Origin of the sequence: Thalassolituus pacificus (assembly GCF_025318105.1) — a bacterium.
In the GTDB taxonomy this organism is placed as follows: Bacteria; Pseudomonadota; Gammaproteobacteria; order Pseudomonadales; family Oceanobacteraceae; genus Venatoribacter; species Venatoribacter pacificus.
Genome location: NZ_JAOANI010000028.1, coordinates 1 through 15,953, shown reverse-complemented (window position 1 = coordinate 15,953; position 15,953 = coordinate 1). Strand labels below are relative to the sequence as shown.

13 protein-coding genes and 1 rRNA gene are annotated in these 15,953 nt (G+C 50.2%); 2 read left to right on the top strand and 12 right to left on the bottom strand.

Going from position 1 to position 15,953, the window contains the following annotated elements:
* Positions 1-71: 71 nt before the first annotated feature.
* Positions 72-1,661, bottom strand: a complete 1,590-nt coding sequence (locus tag NYR02_RS14690; RefSeq protein WP_260977108.1) for a peptide chain release factor 3 — start codon at positions 1,659-1,661, stop codon at positions 72-74.
* 256 nt (positions 1,662-1,917) lie between these two features.
* On the opposite strand from NYR02_RS14690, the gene NYR02_RS14685 reads away from it, so the two are divergent.
* Positions 1,918-3,144: an ATP-binding protein gene (locus tag NYR02_RS14685; RefSeq protein WP_260977107.1), complete on the top strand. Its 1,227-nt coding sequence runs from the start codon at positions 1,918-1,920 to the stop codon at positions 3,142-3,144.
* Positions 3,137-3,679 carry a response regulator transcription factor gene (locus tag NYR02_RS14680; protein ID WP_260977106.1) on the top strand — a complete coding sequence of 181 codons (543 nt, stop codon included), beginning with the start codon at positions 3,137-3,139 and terminating at the stop codon, positions 3,677-3,679. Before NYR02_RS14685 ends, NYR02_RS14680 begins: the two co-directional genes overlap by 8 nt.
* On the opposite strand, the gene NYR02_RS14675 is transcribed toward NYR02_RS14680, so the two are convergent.
* The 11 genes from NYR02_RS14675 to rrf all read right to left on the bottom strand — a co-directional run.
* On the bottom strand, positions 3,680-4,336 hold the full coding sequence (locus tag NYR02_RS14675) for a cohesin domain-containing protein (protein WP_260977105.1): 657 nt from the start codon (positions 4,334-4,336) through the stop codon (positions 3,680-3,682).
* Positions 4,337-4,379: 43 nt separating this feature from the next.
* Positions 4,380-6,470 (bottom strand): dockerin type I domain-containing protein, encoded by a 2,091-nt coding sequence (locus tag NYR02_RS19540; RefSeq protein WP_260977104.1) that lies wholly within the window; start codon positions 6,468-6,470, stop codon positions 4,380-4,382.
* A 143-nt stretch (positions 6,471-6,613) separates the two neighbouring features.
* Complete coding sequence (locus NYR02_RS14665; RefSeq protein WP_260977103.1) at positions 6,614-7,273, bottom strand: energy-coupling factor ABC transporter permease; 660 nt, start codon at positions 7,271-7,273, stop codon at positions 6,614-6,616.
* Positions 7,270-7,713: a ribosomal protein S18-alanine N-acetyltransferase gene (gene rimI, locus NYR02_RS14660; RefSeq protein ID WP_260977102.1), complete on the bottom strand. Its 444-nt coding sequence runs from the start codon at positions 7,711-7,713 to the stop codon at positions 7,270-7,272. Before rimI ends, NYR02_RS14665 begins: the two co-directional genes overlap by 4 nt.
* A gap of 4 nt (positions 7,714-7,717) precedes the next feature.
* Positions 7,718-8,491 carry a hypothetical protein gene (locus NYR02_RS14655; RefSeq protein ID WP_260977101.1) on the bottom strand — a complete coding sequence of 258 codons (774 nt, stop codon included), beginning with the start codon at positions 8,489-8,491 and terminating at the stop codon, positions 7,718-7,720.
* 3 nt (positions 8,492-8,494) lie between these two features.
* Entirely contained in the window at positions 8,495-10,045 is a 1,551-nt protein-coding gene (locus tag NYR02_RS14650; RefSeq protein WP_260977100.1) for a 2-isopropylmalate synthase, read from the bottom strand.
* A 74-nt stretch (positions 10,046-10,119) separates the two neighbouring features.
* A complete protein-coding gene (locus tag NYR02_RS14645; protein WP_260977099.1) occupies positions 10,120-12,480 on the bottom strand; it encodes a DUF6160 family protein in 2,361 nt (786 codons plus the stop codon).
* Complete coding sequence (locus tag NYR02_RS14640; RefSeq protein ID WP_260977098.1) at positions 12,477-13,040, bottom strand: hypothetical protein; 564 nt, start codon at positions 13,038-13,040, stop codon at positions 12,477-12,479. Before NYR02_RS14640 ends, NYR02_RS14645 begins: the two co-directional genes overlap by 4 nt.
* A complete protein-coding gene (locus tag NYR02_RS14635; RefSeq protein ID WP_260977097.1) occupies positions 13,037-14,113 on the bottom strand; it encodes a hypothetical protein in 1,077 nt (358 codons plus the stop codon). Before NYR02_RS14635 ends, NYR02_RS14640 begins: the two co-directional genes overlap by 4 nt.
* Complete coding sequence (locus NYR02_RS14630) at positions 14,106-15,008, bottom strand: hypothetical protein (RefSeq protein WP_260977096.1); 903 nt, start codon at positions 15,006-15,008, stop codon at positions 14,106-14,108. The genes NYR02_RS14635 and NYR02_RS14630 overlap by 8 nt, the downstream gene beginning before the upstream one ends.
* Before the next feature lie 872 nt (positions 15,009-15,880).
* Positions 15,881-15,953, bottom strand: a 5S ribosomal RNA gene (rrf, locus tag NYR02_RS19655); the annotation flags it as partial.

Sequence of the window (15,953 nt, the reverse complement as noted above, 5' to 3'; positions counted from 1 at the left end):
CAAAAAATAAACCCCGGATATCCGGGGTTTATTTTTTACTGTTTCAGTTTTGCTGCTTCAGCCTTTCAGCATTAATGCTCGCGTGTGGCACTGAACTGAATATCCGGCCAGCGTTCCTGAGTCAGGCTCAGGTTCACCCGTGTCGGGGCGATGTAGGTCAGGTAACCGCCACCGTCGATGGCCAGGTTGTCGCCGCCTTTACGTCTGAATTCTTCCAGCATTTTTTCATCAGAGCAGTACACCCAGCGAGCGGTACTGACACTGATCGGCTCGTAAATACATTCCACTTTGTATTCATCCCGCAAACGCTGCTGTACCACATCGAACTGCAGCACACCCACTGCGCCCAGAATCAGGTCATTGTTATTCAGCGGCATAAACAGCTGAGTAGCACCTTCTTCGGACAGCTGTTGCAGGCCTTTCTGCAGCTGTTTCATTTTCAGCGGATCTTTCAGACGCACACGCTTAAACAGTTCCGGTGCAAAATGCGGAATACCGGTAAACTGCATATCGTCACCAAAGGTGAAGGTATCACCAATCTGGATAGTGCCATGGTTATGCAGACCGATGATATCGCCGGAAATAGCCTCTTCCACCGCCGAGCGGTCACCGGCAAGGAAGGTTACGGCATCGGCGATTTTTACATCTTTGCCAATGCGTACGTGCTTCATCTTCATGCCCTTGCTATAGGTGCCGGAGCAGATGCGCATAAAGGCAATACGGTCACGGTGCTTCGGATCCATATTGGCCTGAATTTTAAAGATAAAGCCGGTGAACTTATCGTCTTCCGGCGCGATCAGGCCTTTATCGGTTTCACGTGCCAGTGGTGCCGGTGCCCACTCAACGAAATAGTTGAGCAGCTCACGCACACCAAAGTTAGCCAGTGCCGTACCGAAGAATACCGGGGTCATTTCACCGCGCAGATATTCATCCAGATCAAACTCATAGCTGGCGCCACGCACCAGTTCAATTTCATCCACCAGCTCGGCGACTAAATCAGCGCCCAGCAAGGCTTCTGCTTCAGCGGACTCCAGCCCCTGAATCTGAATATCATCCGGCACCACACTGCCCTGACCCGGCGTAAACACATGAATCGTGTCGGTGATCAGGTTGTACACCCCTTTAAATGCCTTACCCATGCCAATTGGCCAGGTAACCGGGGCGCACTTAATTTTCAGGATAGTTTCAATTTCGTCCAGAACTTCAATATGGTCACGGACTTCGCGGTCCATTTTGTTGATAAAGGTAAAAATCGGCGTGTCACGCAGACGGCAGACTTCCATCAGCTTGATGGTCCGGTCTTCTACACCTTTGGCGCCGTCAATAACCATCAGTACGGAGTCGACTGCAGTCAGGGTGCGGTAGGTATCTTCCGAGAAGTCTTCGTGACCCGGTGTATCCAGCAGGTTAACCATGCGGCCGTTGTACGGAAACTGCATCACCGAGGTGGTAATGGAAATACCGCGGTCCTGCTCCATCTGCATCCAGTCAGAGGTGGCCATACGCCCGGTTTTCTTGCCTTTCACTGTACCGGCTAACTGAATGGCATTACCGAACAGCAACAGCTTTTCGGTGATGGTGGTCTTACCCGCATCGGGGTGCGAAATAATACCGAAAGTACGGCGTTTACCGACTTCCAGTTCAAATGGGGATTTCGACATCGCTTGCGATCTTCTTCTGAGCCTGGCCTGCCAGCATAGCGCTGGATTCAGGAGATATCCGGACGCTTGCCGCAACCCGGTCTGAGGGGCGCAATGATATGCAAAGCCTCGCCAATTGACCAGACGATTCCTGTATCCGGCCCGGTGCAGAGAACCTGACTGTGATTCCTGCTCTGCATCAAGAATCGTGTTTACGTGACACTCTGACACGCTGCTTGTTACTGCCGCGCGACGGCACTGGCGCTATAATGCCGCCATGACTCATAAACTGAACCTGTTGTTGCAACGCCTCGCCCTGCTGCGCCTGTCCATCGCCAGTATCTGGCTGATGTTTCTGCTGTATCTGCAATGGCAGGGCTTTGCTGGCCTGGATATCGCCTGGGCACTGTTAGCGCTTTATGTACCCTTGCTGGCCGTCAGTGGCTGGCAGGGTTACCGCCGTAACCTCCAGGACTGGCATTTGCTGTTACATCTTGCGTTCGAGTGCCAACTGCTGGCCGGTCTGCTGTTTTTTACCGGCGGCGCGACTAACCCTTTTATTTCTTATTTTCTGGTATTGCTGGTTGTCAGTGCCTACAGCCTGCCGGTGAGCTATTCACTGCTGATTACCGTGCTCTGCATTGCCGACTACAGCCTGCTGACCCAATGGTTCCAGCCGTTGCTCAGCAATCATGTGCATGGCCTGCCCAGTCATAATCTGTTTGATCTGCATCTGGCGGGCATGTGGCTCACCTTTGTTATCAGCGCGCTGATTGTGGTCACCTTTATTCCGCTGTTATTGAAATCGTCCCAGCAACAACAGCAGGAAATCCAGCAACTGCGCGAACAGCAGCTGAAAAACGAGCAGCTGATTGGCATCGCCACTCTGGCCGCTGGCACCGCCCACGAAATGGGCACACCACTGATGACGATGCACATGATTCTCGACGACATCGCTCAGCAACCCGACCATCCGCTGAGTAACCATGATCTGCATATTCTGCGCGAACAGGTCACCGTCTGCCGTCAGTCTCTGCAACAACTGGCCAACGCCGGACGCACCGCCCATCAGGTTGGCCATCATCAGGCTCACACCTGGTTAATCAATCTGCTGCATCGCTGGCGGCTGAGTCATCCAAATGCCCTTTGGGTGGATAATGGCATCGCCTGTGAAGCCGAGATTCCATCTTCTCCTCTGCTTGATCAGGCACTGCTCAACCTGCTGGATAACGCCGCCGAGGCTGGTCAGCAACCGGTGCATCTGCACAGCGTGGTCCAAAGTGGAGAGTGGCATCTGAATATTCTGCAGCCCGATCCACAAGCAGCCACACGCATTCATCAGCAAAGTTTATTTCACAGCCAGAAAGAACACGGTATGGGCATTGGCCTTTACCTGAGCAATGCCAGCGTTGAACAGTTTGGCGGCTCCGTCCATCTGATTGCACAAAACAGCGGCGCCAGCCTGTGCCGTATCACCCTGCCTCTGAGCCGACATCATGGATAACCCCGCGCACAAACGCATTCTGATCATTGATGATGATCTGCATTTCAGCCAGGTACTGGCACGCAGCCTTGAGCGTCAGGGCCATCAGACCGCGGTCGCCGCCAGCGGTGACGAAGCTCTGCAAGCCGCGCAGGATCTCAAGCCACAATGGGTTACCCTCGACCTGCGGCTGGAACAGGAATCCGGCCTGGGCCTGATCGGCCGTCTGAAGCAACAACACCCCGACTGCCGCATCGTGATGCTGACCGGCTACGCCAGCATTCCGACCGCTGTCGAAGCGGTAAAACTGGGCGCACATAATTACCTGCACAAACCCGCTACCCTGCAGGAGTTAATCGCCGCCTTTGACGATTCAGGCCAGACTCAGGAACCACTGCCGGACAACAGCAGCGTGATGTCGGTAGAACGGCTGGAGTGGGAACACATCCAGCGCGTGTTAAATGAACAACAGGGGAATATTTCGGCGACTGCCAGAGTACTGAATATGCACCGCCGTACCCTGCAGCGGAAGCTGCAGAAATACGCGCCGCGCTGATCAGCCCTGCTGTTGTTCCAGCTGGCGAATACGGCGAAACAACAGCACCGCCAGCAAAATAAGAATACACAACACGGCACCAACAACAGCCACCAGCCAAACAGGCAAGCTGCCACTATCCGCCGCGACCTCGAAAGGTAAAGCGTATCCGGCTTTTTCTGCGGCAGAAGTCGGCACACTCCGGGGCGGCAGAACCTGAACCGGCGCAACCAGAGGTAAGCTCCTCTTAACGCCATCACGGGTTCCCGCTTCAGCACTCACAATGGCAAATTCTCCGGCATCTTTGCCCTTCGCCCGGAAAGGGACAGAAAATAAAACGCCACTGCCACTTATTTCAGGTGCCGGATTCAACACGCTCGCTGCGTAGCGGATTTTTCCCGCGCGGATATCTGCGCGGTTAACAATGGTAAAAGTTCCACCACCAAATAACTCACCAGGCACTACAGGCGCAGCACCTTGCTCAGCACTCGTGGCAACAAGCTCCAGACTGTCACTGCTGAACGTCATTTCAACATCAATACCATAGAGTGGCTTAAGCTGATCTGCTGATACCACCAGCCAGCGAACACCATCCCGGTCCAACTCAGCAATTTTCAGTATTTCTGCCTGACTGGCTGCGGCCATCAGTAAAAACATTACATTTAAAAATAATTTCATAAATCCCCATAATGAGGGGCGTTGCCGCCCCCTCATATATTCCTCACGGATTACACTGCTGCGAACCAAAGTGACTGGCAAGAATAGCCAGATCCTGAACGTTAATAACCGTGTCTTTATTCAGATCGGCAGCCTGAACATAGCTTTCTTCACCCTGCTGGGTGCCATAGCGGCCTGACAGAAAAGTGAAATCTGCAATATCAATAGCACCATCCTGATTAATATCACCTGCCAGCAATTCAATCTGGCCAAAATCATGATTACCAGTACCATCCAGCGTTGCATTCATGCAGGACTGAACATAACCCTCGCTCTGGAAATCAACAGTAAAATCTCCGGCACGCAAACCAGAGAAACTGAAGTTTCCGTTTTCGTCCGGCGTCACTGAAATGGTACGGCCATCAATTGTGATATTAACCACCACATCTTCTGCACTCACGCCACCCGGCAATACAATCTGCCCATTAACAGCCGAGTTTCCACCATGAATACCGTCATCCAGAGTAATGGTGATTGTGTCAGGCATTACGGATAATAAATGACCACTGGCATCTGACATATCACCGCTGCAGTTAACTGTCAGGGTATCGGTCGTCATTTCCGCAAGAACAACGGTGTTAAATAACGTCTGCTCACCATCAACGGCAGCGTCGGGTGCCGTCTGAGATAATGCTCCGCTGAGACTTTGCCCCTGCCACTGCAAAGGTAACTGCAAACGGTTTGCAGAACCCCAGTTTCCGTAGGAAGCCGATGCAAGAGCCGCCGGGCCATTCAGAGTACAACTTGCGTCTACAGCGTAATGTTCGCCCAATGTTTTAATATCGAGGGAAAATTGTGGGGAATAGAAGGTATCAATAACCTGAGCAGGCGTTACAATTTTCAGTGCTTGTGATGCACCTTCTATCGGACGATAGAAATATTCCCCACCCGGTAGCAGCCCCCCCTCTTCGGTAAAACTCATGCGCAGAAAATAATAACTGCCGCCCGGCCCACCAGCCACAATGGGATTAAATCCTCGCTGATCCGATTCAGAAATCAGAGAGCTTAACTCTAAAAGTTGCCCGGTTTTCAGCGAAAATATTCCAAGGTATGGCCTCTGCTGTTCTGTAGAATATGCGTAATAATGAATGATTCCATCCCGATCAACGCCTGTTGATCCAGAAAGACCAAAGCTAATATTAGTGATATCCAGCCGAGTATATTCTGTAGACCCCGTAGAGGCCGTTAATCCAAGATCTGCCATACTATAAGTCCTCAAAGTATCATTTAAAAACTCATAATAGACAATTTTTACTTCATTATTCTGACTAACCCTAGCTACCAGGCCCTGACCATCGGGAGTAAATAGCACACCATTGCCAAAGGAAAAATCACCTCCAATATGATTTCCAATTAATAGCTCAGCATCAACCAAAGAACGGGTTACTGAATCAACCAACTGAAAAGAGCTAGGGTTTCTGGATTCAACAATAAATTTTCCATTATCTGTTATATAATACGAACCCGATACACCAAAGCTATATCCTTCCAAAAAATCCAGTGAATAACTGATTCCTTCCTGCTTATCCAGGAAAGAATAATCATTCAAGTTTTCCGGATTTTCTTCAAATATATTAGCCGTTGACAATAAAAAGTAGCGGCCATTCGATGACAGAGAGAACAGCATTTTCTGATTTTCAAAAACACGTTCAGATACCCCATTACTATTCAAATAATAGATACCATCATTTTCATCGCCATTAAGGCTGGAGAAATAAAGCCCTCCTTCATCGGTCGGAAAGAGAAAAAGTTGTTCCACTGCAAGATCACTCAGACGTTTGGTCGCAGATATTTCAGCGGTATGCAAAGAAGAGCCTGTATCCCTGTCAAATACGACATACCGATAGATAAGAGCACGCTCTTGCGAATATTCAAGGGCACCAGCATCAATGCTTTCACCGGCATATTCAATATACGAGAAATAACGGCCATTTGGGCTGGAATGCATCAGTTTCAGCTTCCATAGACTCTGATTCCACCCTTCTTCGACAGGCACAGGAAGCAAGCTGTCAACCAGTTCGGCTTTCGCCTGGCCCGTAAGGAGTAAAGCCAGCCCAAGAAGAGCTGTAGTGAGAAATTTCTTATAGTTCTTCACAATAATTCCTTTTGTACTATCGTTTTAATTATGCAGTTTCTCTGCAAAGTGAGACTACGATAAGAAAGGAAAATCTGTATATGTGATAAAGCGCCAATTAACACTATTGTGTTACGGAAAAGGCGTTCAGCTATAAGTGTGGATCAGTTAAAGTAAGAATCTTCGTCGAAGGTACTCAGCCAGCGGCTGTGGTAAACCACCATACCGGTGATGAACATGCCGTTTACCACCCCTTCGGGGAACATCATCATCGGCAGGTAGCGTAGATAATCACGCCAGATTAATTCCAGCGGATGGACATCCAGTATCCACAAACTGAGGCCTTGTAAAAAGTCGGAAAATCCATGGGTTAAACCGGCATTTAAAAATCCGGCCACCAGAATATAAACGAAGGGATTGTGCGCAAGACGACGGTAAACCAGCAGATAAAAACCGTAGCTGAATAACACCGGTAAAGCACCGGCCAATAAAAACTGATAGGGCAGAGCCGCCCACCAGAGCTTTCCCACCAGCACCAGAATAACCTGCACCAGTAATATGGACAGCAGCGCCAGCCGCCAGCCCATCATCAGCGTAATCGCAGTCACGCCCATTAAGTGAAAACTCAGCCCTGGTAATATTCCGGCCTGCATATTCCACAATACAGCCAGTACAACCACACTGCCAAAAAAGAAATTCTGCGCCGCGCGCATATTCAGTAACGCCTGCCAGTTATAACTGAGCAGCGCAGGAATTAATAAAAGAACAGAGAGAATGGCCGACCACCAGAGCGCCATTTCAGGCAGGAGGCCGGAGTCAATCATGCCTGCAGCTCCAGACAATAAAGCAGGGCATCCTCATGACCGTTGGCTGTCGGATAATAATTACGTCGACATCCGGCCTGACAAAAACCTATAGACTCGTACAGGGCAATCGCTTTGTGATTGCTTTCCCGTACTTCCAGAAACCACTGCTCCGCCTGCTGTTCCAGCAGAAAATCATGCAATGCATTCATCAGCACACGACCCGCACCCTGCCCCTGCTGTTTTGGGTCAACGGCGATCATCAGCAATTCAGATTCACCAGCCACCAGCGTAATCACGGCATAGGCAATAATCCGGTTGTTGTTTTCCAACACCCAGACGCAATGTTCACGGGAAAAATAACGGCGTAATACGCTTTCTGGCCAGGCATGAAAATGCGCCAGCTGTTCAATCTGATACACCGCAGAAAAGTCGGCTTCAACCGCAGGACGGACATGCATGATGTTATAACTCGGCCTGAGTCAGCAGGGCTTTCCAGAGCTGGCGCTTCTGTCGTGGATCAGACATAACATCCGGCAACGCTGCCCCGCGGAACAACAACGGTGCCTGCACTTGTTGTAACCAGTGCTGACTGCCATCGCCAAAGGTCACGGCGTATTGCACACCGTTGTCGCGTAAAAATTGCCATTGCGCCGACAGCGCTTGCTGCGCGACAGGCAGGCTTTGATCATCGTGGGCCGATTCAATAAACGGCCAGCGGAAGCACAACGGCGCCTGCAGCAATCCTGCCGGGGCCTGCAAGGCTGACATCACCCGATAAGCAAAGGCCGCCAAACGCTCAGCCTGAGAGGCGTCGTCACATACCCAGACACCACGGGCGGAAACGCGCAGGAAATGCAGCTCGAAACGCGGTGGCGTGCCATCCACAGGAGTAACCGGATGACCGGCAGTAACAGACTGCGCAGACGCAGGTGCGTCAGTAGCCGGCGCTCTGGTTGGAGCTGCCATCGTACCGGTACGAACCGCAGCGACCGAATCAGCGGTAGCCGCTGCGTGCGTTTTAAGCGCAGGCTCCACAGCGTTCTGATGCAATAATTGCGCAGCCATGGGATGTGCTATATGCCCACCACCCTCAGACGTCAGCGCCGGGCGTGGCGCTGCAGCATGGGCATCTTCCGGCAACCAGCGTGGTGCAGGGACGCCGGGCAGCGGCTGGCGGGGCATCCACTGCACGATGCCCATCGCCTGTAAATAATCGAGTCGCTGCTGCTCCCGCATCCGTTATACGCCGTCGGCTTGCGGATGCTGACGTGCAGAGCCGGTCAGCAACAAGTTCAGCGCATGAATGTAGGCTTTGGCAGACGCCACAACGATATCGGTATCGGCACCACTGCCATTCACGATACGACCGCCCTTCTCAAGACGCACGGTTACCTCCCCCTGAGAATCGGTTCCCTGAGTGATGGCATTGACAGAGTACAACAGCAAATTGGCACCGGAGTTGGCCACACCTTCAATGGCTTTCAGCGCGGCATCCACCGGGCCACTGCCGTTGGCTTTAGAGCGCCGTTCTGTGCCGTTATGGCTGACCACCACTTCTGCGACCGGGGTTTCGCCGATGGCGGAATGACACTCCAACGCCACCAGCTTATAAGCTTCCGGTGCGGAGTTACTGATGGTTTCTGTCACCAGTGCCTGCAGATCTTCGTCGAAGATTTCGTGCTTTTTATCCGCCAGTTCTTTAAAGCGGGTAAAGGCTTCGTTCAGGGCCGCATCGGTATCAAAAGTTACGCCCAGCTCTTCCAGACGGCTGCGGAATGCAGCACGGCCAGAGTGCTTACCCATCACCATTTTATTGGCACCCCAGCCCACATCTTCGGCCTTCATGATTTCATAGGTTTCACGATGCTTAAGCACGCCATCCTGATGAATACCGGATTCATGCGCAAAGGCATTGGCGCCAACGATGGCTTTGTTCGGCTGTACCGGGAAACCAGTAATGGACGATACCAGACGCGACGTCGGTACAATTTGGGTAGTGTCGATATTGGTGCTGATATTGAACAGATCGTGACGGGTACGGGTGGCCATCACAATTTCTTCCAGTGCCGCATTACCGGCACGCTCACCCAAGCCGTTAATGGTGCACTCCACCTGACGCGCGCCATTGGCTACAGCAGCCAGCGAGTTGGCAACAGCCAAACCAAGGTCGTTATGACAGTGCACCGAGAAAATAGCTTTATCGGCGTTAGGAATACGTTCCAGCAGGGTTTTGATTTTGTAACCAAATTCTTCCGGAATGGCATAACCCACGGTATCCGGAATATTGATAGTACGCGCACCGGCGTTAATGGCCGCTTCGATAATGCGGCACAGAAAATCGTTTTCAGAGCGGCCGGCGTCTTCGCAGGAGAACTCCACATCGTCAACAAAGCTGCGGGCTTTTTTCACGGCGTAAACCGCCTGCTCAACCACCTGATCGGGCTGCATACGCAGTTTGTACTGCATATGAATTGGCGAGGTAGCAATAAAGGTGTGAATACGCGCGCGCTCGGCTTTTTTCAGTGCTTCGGCGGCGTGTTCCAGATCGCGGTCAACCGCACGGGCCAGGCTGCAAATGGTGCTTTCCCGAACCGCTTCGGCAACGGCCTGAATCGCAGCAAAGTCGCCCGGAGATGCGGCGGCAAAGCCAGCTTCAATCACATCAACGCGCATTTTTTCCAGCGCTTTACCGATGCGGACCTTTTCTTCCTTGGTCATGGACGCGCCCGGGCTCTGCTCGCCGTCACGCATGGTGGTGTCAAAAATGACCAAACGGTCTTGCTGGCTCATGTGCTACTCCGCTGCCAATGAATCGAGCGCATAGTATACGCACGATCAGAGTGATTGGCAGCAGCCGTATGAGATTAGCGGATAGGTGTCGCCGTCAGGTTAGTGGTCATATTCAGGTTCTGCATCACGATACCGGAGAATACGGTTTGTGGCAGAGCGACGTCCGGATGCTTCAGCTGCACCTGATCAATCTGCAGGTCCTTGAAGGAAACATTACCCTGTACCGCAAAGCCCTGTGGACGCAAGGCCAGCTGAGCCGCCGTTGGGTTTGCAACGTAGGTATACGTGGTACGGCTGGCATCGTCGTAAATCAGCTCATCGCCCTGATTACCAATGATGCCGTTATCATCAGCACCCGTAAATTTTTTGGCAACCTTGGTTTCATAGACGTCGATTTTCAGGTTGGCCTGAAAACCATAATCGTTGGTATCGGCTACACCCAGACCATCACTGGTACTGTAAGAATCAAAAATAATCTGCGTTCCTGTGCCATTGATCGGATTGCCACTGCCATCCAGGTTACGGTTGTTTTCCCAGGTCAGACGGTTACGGGCAATGGAGCCATCGCTGGTCGGACCTTCTGGTGCAAAAGCGGCTTTTAACGCAACCGTCATCCCTTCATTACCACGGTCTTCCCAACGACCACCATTTGAGGCACAACTCGCTGCATCACCACTGGCACCAACACAGACGGCACCAGAACCGCCAGGATTAATGGTCAGAGATGAGCCTTTTTCAAACCGCTCAAGCTGAATACGGCCAAGGCTGCGACCGCTGTTTTTATCGCCCCAGCGCATATTATCAATATTCATGGTACTCCACTGCTCAGTGCGGTTAACGCTGAGGCCGGTATTGCTGACATCCACCTGAATACCGCGCAGGTGCATGTCGTAATTCACCCCGGTGGCCCAGACACCATTACCGTTTTCATCAATGGACAAACCAATATTGGTATCACTGAACAAATAATCGCCGTCAATCTGAATGCCGCCACCACTGACACCGCCAGCAGTGATCAGCGTATAGCCATCAAGATTGAAATCCATGGCCTGGAACACTTCCAGCGACAGCAATAACTCAGCGCCGCCCTGAATCGGTGCCGTTTTGTTACCAACACGCAAACCATCAATGCTGTAACTGCCCTGAACGCGGTTCATGCCCATGGCAATCGCGGTTTTATCTGCGGTTCCGGCATTATTATCGTGATCGAATGAGCGCACATCCAGCGTCAGGTCTCCACGACCATAGCTTTCGATACCACTGACAACAACCATACGGCCATTATCAATATAGGCAGCTTCTGCATTCGCCAGATTCCATTCAACCGCAGCCGAAATACCGTCGCTGCTGCTATTCAAACCGGAATAAAAGCTGGTTGCATAAGGCTGAATCGCAACAGGCAGGTTGGCGTAAACCGGCTGACGAATACCCGGATAAAAAGCCATACGATTGCTATAGCCATTGCCATCTTTAAACAGAAAATCCAGCTGAATTGCACCAACAGGATTAGAACTGTCACCAATCAGAATTTGATTCGCATTAAAGGAACCATCTAACTGGTCATAGCCCAGCAACAGATGATCAGACATCACATCAAAAGTAAGGTTAATAACATTCAGCGCGCCGCTGAAATTACCCATAAACAGTGAATTGCCATCATCGGTAAAACGTACATAGTTGGTTGGATCATCCAGAATACTTAACGATGCATTAAGACTGATACCTTCCGCACCATCACGTCCACCGGCAAAAATCTGAGCATCACCCGACAATGCCAGCTGTCCGGCCAAGGTGCCCAGCGACACGCCACCTAACTTCACGCCGCCAGTAGAGAAGGAGTAACTGAATTCATCCAGATCAAAATTCAATCCTGTCCGGGAGCCATCAACCGCTTCACCAATAGCCAGACGGGTAATATTGGCGTTGTAGCCGATATCATCAAAACTCACCGAACTGCCATTGGTTGTCCAGATCAGCTCTGCATCACTGATTGATGTCTGGAAGCTCCCCTCAAGAAAATTATCAAGCGAGCTGCTTGCACCAACCTTGATGGTATTCGTACCGCTGTAATTCAGACGAAACTGACCAAAGCTTGCTGCCGTGTCATTGATACGGATCGCACCGATGGACAATGAGGTTGGATAAACCTCACTGTTTATCTGCAACGATCCATCTGCCAGAACATCAACAACCTGTTTGCTGGACGAAGGCAGTGATATATCAGCCTGACTACCCCGCTCAATATTCTGTAGCTGCAGTCTGTTGGCATCCTCTGTATAGGTAATGTCGCCGACCGTCAGATGGCTGGAAGTTTCTAACGTAATGCCCGCCTGTGCATTAACTGTCTGCAGTTCCTGGTCCGCCATCGGCACCAGGCCAGCATTCAGCAATGAAGGCGCTGCAACCAAACTGCTTATTATTATTTTTTTCATCATGGCGCCCCGGTTGGGAAAATCAGCAGGTTCCCCTGCAAATTGGCTTTGCCGTTGATATTGACTGTCATGATATCGGTTTGCATAAAACCAGTATCCGTCGGCCGGGCACTGTTACTGTTGGCAATGGTGAATGAGGCATCTTCATAATTCAGGTTATTGGGTAAACCGATTTCAAAAACATCACTATTAAAGGCCGCACCATCGCCATCAAAATCTGAATTAATCTTTCGGGTTCGCAGGGTTAATCCTTCAAAAGAAAAGCGTCCACGAATATTATCCAGAACCAACCAACCACCGCCAGCACCTGAGTTGACGGCAATACGTCCACCACAGCGTTTATCGGTTGAGGCTGTTGTACAACTGGTTTGCCAGCTATAGCCATTGGCCGACGGACCATCAACGTTCAGTGGACCACCGTTTTCGTTAATGGTGATATCACCAGACAGGTATACCCCTCCCTGGCCGGATACAGCACTTAAGTCTTCAGCACTTAAAGGCTCCAATGCGAAGCCATAAGTTGGCATGAAGGAAGCAAAGATGATCAGTAAGCGTTTCATCATAAGTCTCTGCTCGTTGCCCGCAGATACTGAATCTGCATATTGGAAATGGTGGCACTACCGAAGTCTGAGCCACCCACAGATAACTTCCCAATATGAATATCAGCACGAGGGCCGTTGTTATAAAAATCAGAGTAACCCGCACTCCCCAGAGAACAGCCACCAGAAGAATTCAAGTCAGCACAGGCACTATTCAGACGGCCAACTTCAATGGTGAAGTTACCACTCGAATCTACCTCAAAAGTCACCGGCTGCTTCTCCCCCCAGCCCAACTCGTTCTCAAGCACGAAGTTCTGAAAGCGAACATCTTGGCCACAATTATTGCCTGCCGAATCACAGGCATAAAACGTCAGGTCGCTGGCAAAGACTTTTAATGCCAAGTTGCCAACCATCTCGTTATTTTCACCCCACAGACGGATATAACTGCCATCGATAGCAACCCCCTGGGCATGTCCTTCGAGTGACTGAGCCTGAGAACCTGCAACATTTAAGTCATAACGAATACCGAAGTCAGCACGCTCTGCCGCTCTGCTGTTTAATACGGACGTGTCGATGCCGGTAACACGATCAACACGCTGGCCCGTTGACTGCTGCTGATTAGGGAAGCGTCTTTCTGTCCTGTTCTCTGTCGCCAAAACAAGCATGCTATCCGTGCCTGACAACAAACCTGTATTTCGTTGCGGTGCGCTGTATTCAAATACCGCCTTGTCGGCAATACCTATCGTATCTCCATCCACCAGTTCCAGATTGTAGGGATAGAGCAGACGACCAAGATTAACCGGATTGCCAATAACATTGGACCCACGGTTACTGTTCGCGCCAGCGACATAAAACTGAGAAACACTCAGGACGACATCCTGACCATTTTTATTTTTAATACCGCTGATATCCAGCCGGTTACCATTGGCGACATCAGTACCCGCTTCAAAAGCGAAATCCTCAAGAATAAAGCCGATACCCTCGCCGTCAACATCTCCCAACTCCTGATCATCCAAGCCGATAAGTTCTGCTTTAACCTGAACGACTACAGATAAAAGAGCTGCGCTTAACATTCCATAGCGAAGATTCTTAGTCATAGTAAGGATCCAGAAATTTGGTACGAATACGTTCAATGCCATTAAAGGACTGTTCAAAGTCGACCGTAATACCACCATTTGGGATATTCATAAAAGCGCCAGAAACAGTGGGGGTTCCGGCACCATTATCAATCCAGTTAATTGACTTTGTCTGAAATGAAATAAACATTCCTGACGCGGCATTGTTACCTGATCCTATGTCCAGTGTACGAAAGTTACTCAAAGGGAAACAGGTTGCGATACCTAGTACGGCACAGTTCCCAGAAGAAAATAAACTAAGCAAACCTCCCGTCCAGCCACTACAGTTCCCACCTCCAGATGGACACCCTAAAGTGTCACCATTCTTCACACCAATCCACTGAGCGCGAACAGCATCAGGATCACCCGAAGCGGTAACAAGCTCTGCTGCAGCTTCTAATTCGGTACTATCATTAACACCTGCAACCCATAAAAGAAATTGCTGACCAGCGTTCGCCTGATCGATAATCGGAGCAGCAGTACCGGCAACTTTTACCTCAATATTCCCGGTAAGATACTCAATATTTCCACTGAGTTTCCCTAATGCAGAGCCAAAGCCTAAACGAATACCAACTAACTCTTCCTTGCCATTAACATCTTCAAAAGCTAATTCGAAAAAAGGATCTGTGATGTGGAATGGATTAAGCGTACCGTCAGAGTTTACGCTACCAAGAGCAAAATCATTAATTCTGATATCACTGCTTCCTGCAGCCTCACCCGCACGGTCATATCGACCAAGTTCCACAAGGTCAGAGTTCATGGATATGTCAATGTCCATACCAAAAGTGAACTTCGTAAAGTCAACAGAACCTGACGTATCACGATCAATCTGAAAAAAAGCCTGTCCTGTCTGGACGCCTAATTCTTCGTCAGTCATGGGTTGCATTGCTGCCAGTGCGACAGCTGGCATAGATACGATAAGGACAAGCGTGAAGATTATTTTTATCACTTGGCACCTTGGTACAATAAAGCGAGCACGGAGAAGATTACTATTAATGACTGTAATACAGGTGGAGAGTAACCGTGGTGATCGCTTGTTTATGTTTTTTATAATTTGTTAACTTAGGTTACAGGCTGCCAGAAAAGCATCAATCAATATTAGAAGTACGTCCGTACCCTTTACACAAATAAATAAGACCTTAGTTTTGTTTTATTGAAAGAATCCCGCTGACACTCTCCATTTGCGCACCCACGTCCAGCTTTTGTCTTAACCAAAAAAAGTTATCCCACTGGACAGACATATCCAATAATTGCGGACCTAAAACAAAAATCTATCACCAGCTTCGATGTTGAAGAGCCGTTAAAAGAGCTGGAAAATAGACAGCGCTGCAGATTCAGCACTCGTTGGCCGAGGCAGTACACTTCAAACAGATAGATGGCAGATCAGAGCAAACGTGATGGCGACTGTTGCCCTGCAGAACTCAATAAACACAGTGTTGTATTTATCCCAGACGCCTTGATTCAATCCCGCAGGGCCTTGGCTTACATCTACCATTAAAAACCCCTGCAGCTGAGCTACAGAGGCTTGGAGTAAGTACCTGGTTGGCGAAGTTAACACCTTTATGGCTGTGGCCTGTACAGCAGGGTGGTCATCGGAGAGCCATTAAGTTATTGCAGGTATTTTATTCAGACAAATACTGAACGGCAGGATGCTGTTCCGCACAGCGAAGCTGCCTGAAGGGTTGGCACAGGGAAGTGCGCACATGAAAAAGCCCCGCCAGTATAAGCTGACGGGGCCTTAGAATAAGAGCTTGACGATGACCTACTCTCACATGGGGATGCCCCACACTACCATCGGCGATACTGCGTTTCACTTCTGAGT